Origin of the sequence: Kitasatospora sp. NPDC018619, from assembly GCF_044391605.1 — a bacterium.
Lineage (GTDB): Bacteria > Actinomycetota > Actinomycetes > Streptomycetales > Streptomycetaceae > Kitasatospora.
The window spans coordinates 119773-132413 of the sequence record NZ_JBISAI010000010.1 but is presented as its reverse complement, the minus strand read 5'-3'; the positions used below and the strand labels follow the sequence as shown (position 1 = coordinate 132413).

Sequence of the window (12641 nt, the reverse complement as noted above, 5' to 3'; positions counted from 1 at the left end):
TCGAGGGGTCCGAGGGGCGGACGCGGTGGAGGGGGTGGACGGGGCGGACGGGGCCGGACGGGCGCCCGCGGCGCGTGGTGCGGGCCGGTGCGGGGCATGGCCGGGGTTTTCCCTGCTCTTTGTTTCGGATCATGGCGTGCTCTGCGACGATCCGATGATCGTCGCCCTGTTGTGGTGGGCGGCGCGTCGCAGGGGAGAGACCGGCATGGCCGTTCGGCCCGAGGGCAGTGTGGTCCGGGCGAGGTGGGGAGCCAGGTTGGCCTGGGACAGGGCGACCTGGCTGGTGGTCTCCGGCGGGGTCCTGGGGGCGATGTTCGCGAGCATGGGGCTGGCGGTGCTGTTCGGCCCCGCGAACGGCTTCGGCGGCGACAGCCTCGCGTTCATGGGCATCGTCAGCATCCTCGGGCTGATGCCCTGCGGCGCGGGCTTCGTCTGGGCCCTGATCCACCCGCGGGCCGGCCTCCCCTCGGCCGCCGTCGGGGCGCTGCTGGGGCTCGGGATCTTCGTCGGCTTCGCCGGGGACGGCCTCAACGACTCCTGGAAGGCACCGCCGGACCGGCCGTCGACGGTCCGCGCGGTCGGCAGCTGGACCAGCGGGGACCTGGTGGTGCGGGCCCGGCCCGACCTGGTGGTGGCCTACCGCCGCGGCACCGGCGCCGTCGCCTGGCAGTGGGCCCCGCCCGGCGGGGACACGGTCTGCGCGATGAGCCGGACGACCGGCACCGACGGGACCGGCCACGGCGGCGTCCTCGGCCTGATCGGCCACTCGCCGCACGACGGGCCGTGCTCCGCCGTGACCGCGCTCGACCTCTCCGACGGACGCGCGCGCTGGACCGCCACCGTGGACGCGCCCGCCCGGGACGGGGACGACGCGACGCCGGACGTGGTCGCGGTCGCCGGGCAGCAGGCGCTGCTCCAGGACCGGGCCGGCTGGCGCGCCGTACGGCTGGCGGACGGCCGGGAGGCCTGGCACAGCGCGGTCGACCCGGGCTGCGCCCCGCTCCAGGTCGCGGGCGGCCCCGAGGACGCCGTCACCGTCGCCCAGTGCGGCGCCGCGCCGCCCGTGCTGCGCTCGCTGGCCCCGGCGGACGGCCGGGAGCGGCAGCGGATCGCGCTGCCCGCGGAGGGCGGGCTGAGGAACCTCGCGGTGGTCTCCGTCGACCCGCTCGCGGTGTGGGTGGACGCCCAGGCCGAGCGCGGCACCCACGCGGTGCTCAGCTTCGACCGGACCGGCCGTCGGCGGGCGGCCATACCGGTCACCGGGGACGAGTACGACCTGGACGTGATGCTGGGCGGGCTGCACGCCTTCGACGAGTTCAGCGCCCGGCCGCTGTTCGGCGGCGTCGTGGTGGGGGACCTGTTCGTCGTCCCGGGGGAGAAGCCCGGCGACATCGGCATCAGCGGCGGCCGGCACCCCAGCCGCACCGCCACCGGCCGGCTGCTGGCGTACTCGCTCGAGGACGGCGGCAAGCGCTGGACGGCGGGGCTGGACGACCAGGTGACCGGCCTGGTGGTGGACGGCGGCTCGGTGTGGGCGATGACCCGGGGACGGGTGACCAGGGTGGACGCGGCGACCGGGCGGCAGAGCGCGGTGCTGGACGTCAACGACACCGCGTCGCTCTATCCGGTGGACCTGTCGGTGTCCGGCGCGGAGCGGTTCACGGTGGTGGCCGAGGACGGGACGCGGGACGAGCCGCCGGTGCGGGCCATGAGCTGACCGGCGGGCGGCCGTCGGGAGGCCGGGCGCGGCCGTCGGCGGACCTGACCCTTCCCGACGGGTGTGTCAGGCTGGGTGGGGAGGCACCGCCGAGATCGGGAGGCTCGTGATGGCCGGGATCAGGGTGAACGGCGTGGCGCTGCACTACGAGGCCCTCGGCGAGGGCCCCGGCGTCGTCCTGGTGCACGGTTCCTGGAGCGACGCGGACTCCTGGGCCCGGGTGCTGCCCGGGCTGGCGGAGTCCACCACGGCGGTCGCCTACGACCGCCGGGGGCACAGCCGCAGCGAGGACCCGCTCACCCAGGGTTCGGTGCACGAGGACGCCGCCGACCTGGCCGGACTGATCCAGGGGCTGGGCCTCGCCCCCGCCTTCGCCTACGGGGACTCCTACGGCGCACTGATCGTCCTCCGGCTCGCCGCCGCCTGCCCCGACCTGCTGCGCGGGATCGCCGTGCACGAGCCGCCCGGCACCGGCGTGCTGCTCGCCGACCCCGACCTGCGGCCGATCGGCACCGCCTTCGCCGACCGGATCGCCGCCGTCCGGGAGCTGCTGGAGCAGGCCGAGTCGGCGGCCGCCGCCGAGCTGTTCGTGGACAGCCTCGCCTTCGGCCCCGGCGCCTGGGAGCAGCTGCCCGCGCCCGTCCGGCACAGCTACATCCGCAACGCGCCCACCTACCTGGACGAGCTGCGCGACCCGGACGCGCTCGACCTCGACCTCGCCGCACTGGGCCGCTTCGGCGAGCCCGCGCTGCTGACGCAGAGCGACGACAGCGCGCCGATGTTCGGCGAGGTGCTGGACCTCGTCGACCTCGCCCTGCCCAAGGCGGAACGCCACCTGTACGCGGGGGCGGGGCACGCCCCGCACCTGTCGCAGCCGGAGGAGTGGGTGCGGGTGGTGCTGCCGCGGGCCCTGCGCTGAGACCCCGGCGCCCGGCTCCTTCCGTGCGCTTAGCCCCCGCGACGCGCCTTCGGCCCCCGCGACGCGCCTTCGGCCCCCGCGACGCGCCTTCGGCCCCCGCGACGCGTCCGGGGGCTCAGGGCGCCGCGGCGCCCCACCCGTCGTCCGGCTGCTCCCCGTCCGGCGCGGGGCACTCGACGTGCTCGAAGCCCCAGAGCACCGCCTTGTGCAGCGCCCACTCCGGCTGCGGCGGCCGGTCGTAGCCGTCACGGTCGGTGAGCACCAGCTCCACCCGGACCTCCTCGGCCGGCGAGAACTCCAGGTTCCGCTGGCCCGGGAGGTTCTCGTACGTCACCGTCCGCCAGCCGTGGCCGGTGGCGGCCAGCGCCGCCATCAGGTCGTCCTCGGAGACGTGGGTGTCGAGCGTCACCGAGCCGCCGCCGGGCCGGGGGAGGTCCAGCTCGCCGTGCCAGACCGGCAGGGACAGCGAGCGCAGCCGGCGGCAGCGGCAGAAGACCGCCTGGACGTCGCCCCAGCCGAAGGCGTGCGGCCAGCGGTCGCCGCGGTGGATGCCGCCGCCGTCCCACGGGGCGCCGTAGTGGGCGGCGAGGGCCGGCAGCGAGGCGCCGTAGCGCAGCTCGCCGAGCCCGCCGGTGGTGGCCAGGACGGTGACGAGCGGGAGGAAGCCCGTCAGCCCAGGCATGTGCGCACCGCCTCGATCAGCCTGGTCGCCCGGGCGTCGCCGTGGCCGATCATCCGGTTGGCGACGTAGCCGAAGCCGACGCCGAACTCGTCGTCCCCGAAGGCGAACTGGCCGCCCGCGCCGTCGTTGCCGAAGCTGCGCGCGCCGAGCAGCGGGCGGAACGCGGGGGAGTCGAGCAGCAGCCCGGAGCCCCAGCGGGCGCCCAGGTCGAAGCCCAGGAAGCCCGCGCCGGAGGAGAGCTCCCGCACCGCGTCGGTCACCGTGTCGCGGGTGAGCAGGCGGGGCGCGCCGTCCAGCCCGGTGGCCGCCGCCGCGTAGAGGCCCGCCAGGCCGGTGGCCGAGGCGACGGCGCCCGCGCCCGGCAGCTCGATGGCGTGCAGGGCCGGGTCGTTCCAGCCGTGCGGCACGTCCAGGCCGGGGAAGGCCAGCGCGCCGTTCATGGTGACGATCCGGGTGAGCAGGTGCTCCGGGCCGGGCATCGGGCGGCGGCCCTCGGCCTCCACCAGCCGGGCCAGGCGCGGGAGTTCGTCCTGCGGAAGGCCGATCCAGAGCGGCAGGCCGAGCGGCTCGGCGAGCTCCTTGCGCAGGAACGCGCCCGGGGTCAGCCCGGTGATCCGGCGGATCACCTCGCCGACCGCGAAGCCGAGCACGTGGCCGTGGTACTCGTACGCGGTACCCGGCTCCCAGAGCGGTGCCTGCGCCTCGATCGCCCGGATCACCGGGGCCCAGGCGGCGACCTCGGCGAAGGACAGCGCCGCGTCCAGGGCCGGGATGCCGGCCCGGTGGCCGAGGACCATCCGGGTGGTGACGTCCTGCTTGCCGTTGCGGGCGAACTCCGGCCAGTACCGGGCGACCGGGGCGTCGAGGTCGAGCCGGCCCTGCTGGGCGAGCAGGTGCGCGCAGATGCTCACCGGGCCCTTGGCGCAGGAGAACACCGGGACGAGGGTGTCCTGCGTCCAGGCCCGGCCGGTGCGCTCGTCGGCCGTGCCGCCCCAGAGTTCGACCGCCTTGCGCCCGCCGACGAACACCGTGACGGCGGCGCCCAGTTCGGGGAACTCGGCGAAGTTGGCGGAGAAGGCGTCCGCGACGGCGCCGAAGCCCTCGTCGGCCCAGCCCTGGTGCTGCTGCATGATGGGGTGCCCCGTTCTGCCTCAAGATCGACCGAACCACGCTACGGGAGCCGGGCGGCCGTGACGAGGGGATTTCACCAGGCGGGGGCTGGTGGGACGGATGGGGCGGCCCCGCTCGCGGGCGGCGCGGCAGCGGTCGGCGGCTTGCCGCCGGTGCGGTAGGCGCCGCAGAGTGTCCGGAGCGCGTTGGCGACACGCGCCCCGGCAGCCCGGCTGCCGCCGCGAGCGAGGGAGCGACACATGGCCGTCAGTCTGAGCAAGGTCGAGCGGAGCGCGCCCGCGCTGGTGAGCCTCTACAAGAAGGCCGGGGCCTCCGTCGAGCGGCGCGGGCTGAACGGCCGGCGGCTGGCGGTGTACCTGGTGGTCGACTACTCCGGCTCGATGCGGCCCTACTACAAGGACGGCAGCGTCCAGGCGCTCGCGGACCGGGTCCTGGGACTGTCGGCGCACCTGGACGACGACGGGACGGTGCCGGTCGTCTTCTTCTCCACCGAGGTCGACGCCCTGGCCGAGATCGCCCTGGAGGACCACGCGGGCTGGATCGACCGGATCGTCGCCGGCCTCGGGCACATGGGCAGGACCAGCTACCACCTCGCGATGGACGCGGTGGTCCGGCACTACCGGGAGAGCGGGGCCACCGACCCGGCCTTCGTGCTGTTCCAGACCGACGGCGGCCCGATCAGCAAGCGCGACGCGGAGCGGCGCCTGTGCGAGGCGGCGACGCTGCCGATCTTCTGGCAGTTCATCGGCTTCGGGGACCCGGACAGCCGCCAGTTCGACTTCCTGCGGAAGCTGGACGAGCTGCCCGTCCCGGAGAAGCGGCCGATCGACAACGCGGGCTTCGTGCACCTGGGCAGCGACCCGGGGACGGTCTCCGACGACGAGCTGTACGACCTGCTGCTCGCCGAGCTCCCCGACTGGCTGGAGGCCGCCCGGGCCCAGGGCCTCGTCCCGGCGGACCCGGCCCCGGCCCTGACGCCGCAGCCGCTGACGGCCCCGGCGCCGCGGCAGGATCAGGAGCCGCAGCCGGGTCCGGCGGCACCGCGGCCGGAGCGCCGTGGCTTCTGGGCCACCCTGACCGGCGGGCGCCGGACGCGGAGCGGTACCGGCCGGGGGGAGTGAACCCGCCTGCGCGCACCGACGGCCGTGCCCGGCCCGGGCTCCCGGCCGGGCACGGCCGTCGGCCATTGTTTCGGCCCCGTGAGGAACGGCCCCGCGGCCGTCTACCCGGCCCGGGGCCTGGGCAGGCTCGGACGGACAGTGCTAGCGAAAGGGGCCGACGATGGCCGCAGTTCACGAATCCGTCCTGGACGCGATCGGCGGGACGCCGCTGTTCCGCCTCGCCCGGCTCGGCGCCGGTCTCGCCGCGCCCGTCTACGCCAAGGCGGAGTTCCTCAACATCGGCGGCAGCGTCAAGGACCGCGCCGCGCTCTCGATGGTGCTGGCCGCCGAGCGGGACGGCCTGCTGAAGCCCGGCGGGACGATCGTCGAGGCGACCTCGGGCAACACCGGGATCGGCCTGGCGATCGTCGGCCGGCAGCGCGGCTACCGGGTGATCGCCGGGGTGGCCGACAGGTCGGCGCCCGAGAAGGCCGACATCCTGCGGGCGTACGGCGCGGAGGTGGTGCTCGCGCCGACGGCCGTCCCGCAGGAGGACCCGCGGCACCTGTTCAAGGTGATGGAGCGGCTGACCGAGGAGATCCCCGGCGCCTGGCTCGCCAACCAGTACGACAACCTGGCCAATCCCGACGCCCACCTCCGGACCACCGGCCCCGAGGTCTGGGAGCAGACCGGCGGCCGGGTGACCCACTTCGTCGCGGGCGTCGGCACCGGCGGCACCATCACGGGGACGGGCGGCTACCTGAAGGAGGCGTCCGGCGGCTCGGTGACGGTGGTCGGCGCGGACCCGGAGTCCTCCTCGTACGGCGGCGGCGACGGCAGCCCGTGGTACGTCGAGAGCATCGGGCACTACCTGCACCCCGAGACCGTCGAGGACCGCCGGCCGCAGGCGCTGCGCTCGGAGGTGATCGACTCCTACGAGCGGATCGGGGACCGCGAGTCGCTGCTGACGGCGCGTCGGCTCGCCCGGGAGGAGGGCATCCTGGCCGGACCGTCCTCGGGCACGGCGGTCGCGGCGGCGCTGCGGGTGGCGGCCGGGCTCGGCCCGGACGACCTGGTGGTGGTGCTGCTGCCGGACTCCGGGCGCTCCTACCTGTCCAAGGTGCACAGCGACGCGTGGATGCGGGAGTGGGGCTTCCTGGAGGAGGGGGAGGGCCTGCGGCCGTTGCTGGAGGCCGCCGGCCCGCTGGTGCCGGTGGCCGCCGACGCGACGGTCGGCGCGGCGCTGGAGGCGCTGAGCGGTGCGTCGTGCGCCGTCGCCCCGGTCGTGCTGGGGCGGGCGGCGCACCCGTACGGGGTGGCCGCGACGGAGGTGGTCGGCTCGGTGTCCCGGGCGGTGCTGGCGGCGGCGGTCGCGGACGGCGCGGCCAAGCCGGGGGACCCGCTGGGCGGGCTGGTCGGGCCCGCCCTGCCGACGGTCGGCGTCGGGCAGTCGGCGGCCGAGGCGCGGGCGGCGGTCGGCGGCACGCACCGGGCGGCCGCGGTCCTGGTGGACGGGCGGGTGGCGGCGGTGCTGCCGCGCGAGGTGCTCGGCCAGGGCGGGCCCCGGGCGTAGGCCGGGCGCGTCCCGCGGGGCCCACGCCCTAGCCAGGGGGTGCCAGGATGGCGGAGATCACCCGGTCCAGGGTGCGTTCGAAGGCCCGCTCCGGGTCGGCGGGCGGCCCGGTGGTGGCGCAGGCCGCGGCCAGGTGCGGGTACGCGCCGCCGGCCGCCGCCCGGCCGAGGTAACCGGCCAGCTCCGCCTGCCACTTGGCGCCCGCGGCCGCCGTCTGTTCGAACTGGGCGAACTGCCCGACGAAGCCGTTGAACAGCGCCATCGCCTCCAGCCGGTCGCCCCCGCCCAGACCGGTGGGGGCGGTGGCGGCGAGGAAGTGGTCGGTGTAGCGCAGGGCGTTGGGGCCGAGGCCGGGGCGGGCCAGCACCAGGGCGGGCAGCCAGGGGTGGCGGCGGAAGATGCCGAGCTGCTGGTGGGCGAGGTCGGCGAGGTCGGCCCGGACGTCGCCGCTCGGTGCGGCGGGGAGCCGGTACTCGGCGGCCGCCGCGTCGATCATCAGGTCGAGCAGGTGCTCCTTCTTCGGCACGTAGTTGTAGAGCGACATGGTGCCCGCACCGAGCGCCGCCGCGACCCGCCGCATGGAGACCGCGTCCAGGCCCTCGGTGTCGGCGATCCCGATGGCCGCAGCGGCGATCGAGTCGCGGCTGTGGGCCGGGCGCGGACCGCGGCCGGTGCGCTCGGGGCGCAGCCAGATCAGCTCGGGCGCCTCGGGCGGCGCGGGCCTGCCCGGCGGCACGGGCGTGCCGGGCGGCACGGAGTCGCCGGGCGGCATGGACTTGCTGGACGGCACTGGAAGATCACCTCGCCCTCCCATCTTAGATACGTACGACGTACGTAGTAGAGTGGCGCCCGCAGGCACTTCTACGTACGCTGTACCTAGAGAAGGGCAGAGCCATGTCCGATACCGTCCGACCCGCCGCCGGCGCGGCGCCCGCCATCGAGATGGCGGGTGTGGAGAAGCGCTTCGGTACCACCGAGGCCCTGCGCGGCCTGGACCTCACCGTCCCGGCCGGCACCGTCTGCGGCCTGCTCGGCCCCAACGGCGCCGGGAAGACCACCGCCGTCCGCGTCCTCGCCACCCTCGCCGCCCCCGACCGCGGCACCGCCAGGGTCGCCGGGCACGACGTCGTCCGCGCCGCCGAGGAGGTCCGGCGCGCCATCGGCCTCGCCGGGCAGCACGCCGCCCTCGACGAGGGCATCACCGGGCGCGACAACCTCCGGCTGTTCGGCCGGCTGCACCACCTCGGCGCCCGCCGGGCCCGTGAGCGCGCCGACGAACTGCTCGCCCGCTTCGACCTCGACGGCGCCGCCGACCGGCTCGTGCGCACCTACTCCGGCGGCATGCGCCGGCGCCTGGACCTCGTCGCCAGCCTGGTCACCAGCCCGTCGGTGCTCTTCCTGGACGAGCCCACCACCGGGCTCGACCCGCGCAGCCGCCAGGCGATCTGGGACACCGTCAGGGAACTGGCGGACGGCGGCACCACCGTGCTGCTCACCACCCAGTACCTGGAGGAGGCCGACCGGCTCGCCGACTCCGTCGTGGTCGTCGACCACGGCGCCGCCATCGCCACCGGCCCGCCGGAGCGGCTCAAGGCCGCGATCGGCAGCGAGGTCTCCGTCGCCCTGGCCGACCCGGGGCAGCTCGCCGCCACCGCCGTGGTGCTCTCCGCGCTGACCGGCGGCGACGCACGGGTGGACGTGGCCGAGCGGACCGTCACGGTACTGACCACTCCCGGCGTCTGCGTGCTGCTGCCCCCGCTGGTACGGGAGTTGGACGGCGCGGGCATCGTCGCCGAGGACGTCGCGGTGCGGGCGCCCTCGCTGGACGACGTGTTCCTCGCGCTCACCCGCGCCGCCGCCGAGGGGAGGGCCGCCTGATGGCCGCCGTCGCCGTCGCGGCGCGCCCGCCCGCGGCCCGACCGTCCGCCGCCGGCCGGCTCGCCTGCGGCACGTGGGCCTCGGTGCTCCGCGTCCTGCTCAACTACCGCCACTCGCCGGGCCTGTTGGCCGCCTCACTGGGCGTGCCGGTGGTGATGGTGGTGGTCTTCGGGTACGTCTTCGGCAGTGCCATGCAGGTCCCCGGGGGCGGTGACTACCGGGAGTTCCTGATGCCCGGGCTGTTCGCCATGGTGGCCACCAACGGCATCATGCCCACCATGGTCGGCGCCGCCCGCGACGTCGGCCGCGGGGTCACCGACCGGCTGCGCGCGATGCCCGTCTCCCGCACCGGACTGCTGCTCGGGCAGACCCTCGCCGACCTGCTGGTCAGCGTGGCCGTCCTGGGGCTGCTGGCGCTGGTCGGGCTCGCCGCCGGCTGGCGCGCGCGGCACGGACTCGCCGACGCTTCCGCGGCGTTCGCGCTGCTGCTGCTCTTCCGGTTCGTGATGACCTGGGCCGGCACCCTGCTCGGCCTGGCCGTCGGCAAGGAGGAGGCGGCCGGCCAGCTGTCCGTCGCCGTCTTCCCGCTGGCGATGGTCACCAACGCCTACGTGCCGACCGGCGGCATGCCCGGCTGGCTGCGGTTCCTCGCCGACTGGAACCCGGTCAGCTCCGTCGTCCAGGCCTGCCGGGACCTGTTCGGCAACCCCTCGGCGGCCGGGACCGCCTGGCCGACCCAGCACGCCGTGCCCGCCGCGCTGCTCTGGAGCGCCGTGCTGCTCGCGGTCTGCCTGCCACTGGCCGTACGGAAGTTCGCCACCCACGGGCGGTGATCCGCCAGGCTCCGGCACACCCGCCCGATGTGCTGGACAGCGGAGCCGGTGTGGTCTTGGGTGGGGCGCCATGGAGTACACCCACCTCGGCCGCACCGGCCTGACCGTCTCCCGCCTCTGCCTCGGCACCATGAACTTCGGCCCCCACACCGAGGAGGCCGAGGCCCACCGCCTCATGGACACCGCCCACGAGCGCGGCATCAACTTCTTCGACACCGCCAACAGCTACGGCCGCGACAGCGAGGGCCGGCAGCAGGGCCGTACCGAGGAGATCATCGGCCGCTGGTTCGCCCGGGGCGGCGGCCGCCGCGAGCGCACCGTCCTGGCCACCAAGGCCTACGCGAACGCCAGCGACTGGCCCAACGACGGCAAGCTCTCCGCGGTCGCGATCCGCAAGGCCGTCGAGGCCAGCCTGCGCCGCCTCCAGACCGACCACATCGACCTCTACCAGATGCACCACATCGACCGGGCCACGCCGTGGGAGGAGATCTGGCAGGCGATGGAGGTGCTGGTCGCCCAGGGCAAGATCATCTACGTCGGCTCCAGCAACTTCGCCGGGTGGCACATCGCCCAGGCCCAGGAGAGCGCCCGGGCCCGCCACTTCCTCGGCCTGGTCAGCGAGCAGTCCCTCTACAACCTGCTCGACCGGGCGATCGAGCTGGAGGTCGTCCCCGCCGTCCAGCACTACGGCCTCGGGCTGATCCCGTGGTCCCCGCTGCGCAGCGGCCTGCTCGGCGGCATCCTGCGCAAGGAGCGCGAGGGCACCCGCGGCCGCAGCGCCCAGCCGCGCGCGGCCGAGCTGCTCGACCGGCACCGCGACCGCATCCAGGCCTACGAGGACTTCGCCGCCGAGCTCGGCGTCGACCCCGCCGACCTCGCCCTGGCCTGGCTCCTCTCCCGCCCCGCCGTCACCGCCCCGATCATCGGCCCCCGCACCCCGGCCCACCTCGACGCCGCCGTCCGCGCGCTCGACCTGAAGCCGGACCGGAAGACCCTCGACCGTCTGGACGAGCTGTTCCCGGGCCACCAGCCCGCCCCCGAGGACTACGCCTGGTAGGGCGCCCGCCCGGGCGGCCCGGCCTCCTGGCGGGGGCCGGGCCGCCGGTGGGCGCGGGGCGGCGCGGCCCCGCCCGGGCGCGCCGCCCGCACGGCCGCCGGGGAGTGTCGTGAGGCGCCCGGCCGCCGCGCCGTGAGAGCGTCGGGGGATGGTGGATCGTGGCGACGCGCGGACGCAGGCGCCGGCGCGGCCGGTGCGGGTGGTGCACGAGGTGCCGTACCGCGCGCAGTGGGAGTCGGCGGAGCTGGTGCGGGAGATCGTCGAGGGGCGGCTGGACGCGTCCGCCGACCCGCGCTGGGGGCAGTCCGGGGCGGCCAGCGCGGAGGAGTACGCGTGGTGGTCCTGGCGGCTGTGCGGGGTGGCCTGCCTGCGGATGGCGCTGGCGCACTGGTGGGGCGTCGACCGGGCGGCGCTGGCGCTGGCCGGGGAGTGCCTGGAGGCCGGCGCGTACCGGCGGGACGGCGACGGCCTGCGCGGGCTGATCCACGCGCCGTTCGCCGCGTACGTCGAGCGGCGCTGGGGGCTGGCGGCGCGGGCAGCCGAGCTGACGCCCGAGGAGGTGGCGGCGCAGGTGGTCGCCGGCCGGCTGGTGATGGTCTCGGTGCACCCGTCGGTCCGGGAGCCGTACGGGCCGGAGCCGGTGCGGCGCGGCGGGCACCTGGTGCTGGCGGTGGGCGCCACGGACACGGCGCTGCTGGTCCACAACCCCTCCGGTTTCCCGGGGGAGTCGCAGGTCTTCGCGCGCGTGCCGTGGCGCTCGTTCGGGCGGTTCTACGCCGGGCGCGGGATCGTGCTCGGCCCGCCCGGGGCGTCCCCGTCCTGACGCCGCGGACGGCCGGAGGTCACTGGTGGTCCGGCAGGCCCGCCGGGTTGATCGGCAGCTGGCTGCGACAGAGCGCCGAGATCGGCTTCAACGCCGCGGCCAGCCGGTCGAGTTCGGCGCGCGGGTAGTCGTCCCAGACCCGGGCGGCGGCGAGGTCGGTGGCGGCCTCCAGGGTCTGGTGGCCGATCCGTCCGAGCTCGGTGAGCGCCCCCTCGGCGGTCAGCCAGCCGCGCTCGACCAGGCGCTCGGCGGCCGCCTCCCACTCGGTGTCCGTCCACCCGCGCAGCGGCTGGATCATCTCGCGCCGCATGTCCATCGCGCAGCGGACCACCAGCGCCTCGCAGCCGTCCAGTCCGGCCGCCACCAGCGCGGCCACGTGGCCGTCGCCGCGGTGCTCGCGCATCACGGTGGCGGCCTGCCAGAGCCGTTCGTACAGCCCGCTCGGGCGGGGGAGGGCGGCGTTGGCGCAGGCCAGCACCCGGCCGGCGCAGTCCAGCCGGGCGGCGGCCTGCTCCAGGGTGTCGGCGACCAGCTCGACCTGGGCCTTGTCCACGTGCTCCAGCAGCCCGCCCAGGATCGTCGCCGAGGCCTTCAGCCGGGCGGCCAGCGCCTCCTCCGGGCTCGCGTGGTTCCACACCTCCGGCAGGGCGCGCTCGACCATCGCCGGGGCGAAGTTGAAGAACGCGGCGGTGACCGGCGGGGCGTCCACCGCGCCGAGCGGGGCCGCGCGGGTGCCGAAGTAGCCGTGCAGGCGGCCGTGCAGACCGGCCTCCTCGAAGGCGGGGCGGCCCTCGGGCAGGAAGTAGGTGACGGCGTGCACCGGCTCGAAGAGCCACCACAACGCGCGGGCGGGGTGGACGAGATCGGTCATCGGGAGGCCTTCCTCGGACGAGCCCCGGGCGGGCCGGGGCGCTCGACTGGTCGGGAC

The 12641-nt window shown here is 76.1% G+C and carries 11 protein-coding genes and 1 pseudogene; 8 read left to right on the top strand and 4 right to left on the bottom strand.

From position 1 onward, the window contains the following. Nucleotides 1–256: 256 nt before the first annotated feature. Together ACH5AR_RS17945 and ACH5AR_RS17940 are read left to right on the top strand one after the other, a co-directional pair. Nucleotides 257–1717: a PQQ-binding-like beta-propeller repeat protein gene (locus tag ACH5AR_RS17945; protein ID WP_396302383.1), complete on the top strand. Its 1461-nt coding sequence runs from the start codon at nucleotides 257–259 to the stop codon at nucleotides 1715–1717. Between the two features lie 109 nt (nucleotides 1718–1826). Next, entirely contained in the window at nucleotides 1827–2636 is an 810-nt protein-coding gene (locus tag ACH5AR_RS17940; protein WP_396302382.1) for an alpha/beta fold hydrolase, read from the top strand. A 115-nt stretch (nucleotides 2637–2751) separates the two neighbouring features. On the opposite strand, the gene ACH5AR_RS17935 is transcribed toward ACH5AR_RS17940, so the two are convergent. Beyond that, nucleotides 2752–3318 (bottom strand): hypothetical protein, encoded by a 567-nt coding sequence (locus tag ACH5AR_RS17935; protein WP_396302381.1) that lies wholly within the window; start codon nucleotides 3316–3318, stop codon nucleotides 2752–2754. Beyond that, complete coding sequence (locus ACH5AR_RS17930; protein WP_396302380.1) at nucleotides 3306–4448, bottom strand: serine hydrolase domain-containing protein; 1143 nt, start codon at nucleotides 4446–4448, stop codon at nucleotides 3306–3308. Before ACH5AR_RS17930 ends, ACH5AR_RS17935 begins: the two co-directional genes overlap by 13 nt. A gap of 240 nt (nucleotides 4449–4688) precedes the next feature. Here ACH5AR_RS17930 and ACH5AR_RS17925 point away from each other — a divergent pair. Next, a pseudogene (locus ACH5AR_RS17925) lies at nucleotides 4689–5399 on the top strand (vWA domain-containing protein); the annotation flags it as partial. Nucleotides 5400–5730: 331 nt separating this feature from the next. Then, nucleotides 5731–7122, top strand: a complete 1392-nt coding sequence (locus tag ACH5AR_RS17920) for a pyridoxal-phosphate dependent enzyme (RefSeq protein WP_396302379.1) — start codon at nucleotides 5731–5733, stop codon at nucleotides 7120–7122. Between the two features lie 28 nt (nucleotides 7123–7150). Here ACH5AR_RS17920 and ACH5AR_RS17915 read toward each other — a convergent pair whose 3' ends face one another. After that, nucleotides 7151–7912 (bottom strand): TetR/AcrR family transcriptional regulator, encoded by a 762-nt coding sequence (locus ACH5AR_RS17915; RefSeq protein ID WP_396302378.1) that lies wholly within the window; start codon nucleotides 7910–7912, stop codon nucleotides 7151–7153. A 104-nt stretch (nucleotides 7913–8016) separates the two neighbouring features. On the opposite strand from ACH5AR_RS17915, the gene ACH5AR_RS17910 reads away from it, so the two are divergent. The 4 genes from ACH5AR_RS17910 (at nucleotide 8017) to ACH5AR_RS17895 (ending at nucleotide 11713) form a co-directional block, all read left to right on the top strand. Continuing rightward, entirely contained in the window at nucleotides 8017–9000 is a 984-nt protein-coding gene (locus tag ACH5AR_RS17910) for an ATP-binding cassette domain-containing protein (protein WP_396302377.1), read from the top strand. Further along, entirely contained in the window at nucleotides 9000–9833 is an 834-nt protein-coding gene (locus tag ACH5AR_RS17905; protein ID WP_396302376.1) for an ABC transporter permease, read from the top strand. The genes ACH5AR_RS17910 and ACH5AR_RS17905 overlap by 1 nt, the downstream gene beginning before the upstream one ends. A 70-nt stretch (nucleotides 9834–9903) precedes the next feature. Continuing rightward, nucleotides 9904–10890, top strand: coding sequence for an aldo/keto reductase (locus ACH5AR_RS17900; protein ID WP_396302375.1), 987 nt, complete (start codon nucleotides 9904–9906; stop codon nucleotides 10888–10890). A gap of 148 nt (nucleotides 10891–11038) precedes the next feature. Continuing rightward, complete coding sequence (locus ACH5AR_RS17895) at nucleotides 11039–11713, top strand: C39 family peptidase (protein WP_396302374.1); 675 nt, start codon at nucleotides 11039–11041, stop codon at nucleotides 11711–11713. 19 nt (nucleotides 11714–11732) lie between these two features. Here ACH5AR_RS17895 and ACH5AR_RS17890 read toward each other — a convergent pair whose 3' ends face one another. Next, nucleotides 11733–12584, bottom strand: coding sequence for a hypothetical protein (locus ACH5AR_RS17890; RefSeq protein ID WP_396302373.1), 852 nt, complete (start codon nucleotides 12582–12584; stop codon nucleotides 11733–11735). Between the last annotated feature and the right edge of the window lie 57 nt (nucleotides 12585–12641).

What these genes read in the sequence shown, in the direction of transcription:
- ACH5AR_RS17900 (WP_396302375.1), top strand. Translation starts at nt 9,904, where the DNA reads ATGGAGTACACCCACCTCGGCCGCACCGGCCTGACCGTCTCCCGCCTC.
- ACH5AR_RS17895 (WP_396302374.1), top strand. Translation starts at nt 11,039, where the DNA reads ATGGTGGATCGTGGCGACGCGCGGACGCAGGCGCCGGCGCGGCCGGTG.
- ACH5AR_RS17935 (WP_396302381.1), bottom strand. Translation starts at nt 3,318, where the DNA reads ATGCCTGGGCTGACGGGCTTCCTCCCGCTCGTCACCGTCCTGGCCACC.
- ACH5AR_RS17930 (WP_396302380.1), bottom strand. Translation starts at nt 4,448, where the DNA reads ATGCAGCAGCACCAGGGCTGGGCCGACGAGGGCTTCGGCGCCGTCGCG.
- ACH5AR_RS17905 (WP_396302376.1), top strand. Translation starts at nt 9,000, where the DNA reads ATGGCCGCCGTCGCCGTCGCGGCGCGCCCGCCCGCGGCCCGACCGTCC.
- ACH5AR_RS17940 (WP_396302382.1), top strand. Translation starts at nt 1,827, where the DNA reads ATGGCCGGGATCAGGGTGAACGGCGTGGCGCTGCACTACGAGGCCCTC.
- ACH5AR_RS17890 (WP_396302373.1), bottom strand. Translation starts at nt 12,584, where the DNA reads ATGACCGATCTCGTCCACCCCGCCCGCGCGTTGTGGTGGCTCTTCGAG.
- ACH5AR_RS17910 (WP_396302377.1), top strand. Translation starts at nt 8,017, where the DNA reads ATGTCCGATACCGTCCGACCCGCCGCCGGCGCGGCGCCCGCCATCGAG.
- ACH5AR_RS17920 (WP_396302379.1), top strand. Translation starts at nt 5,731, where the DNA reads ATGGCCGCAGTTCACGAATCCGTCCTGGACGCGATCGGCGGGACGCCG.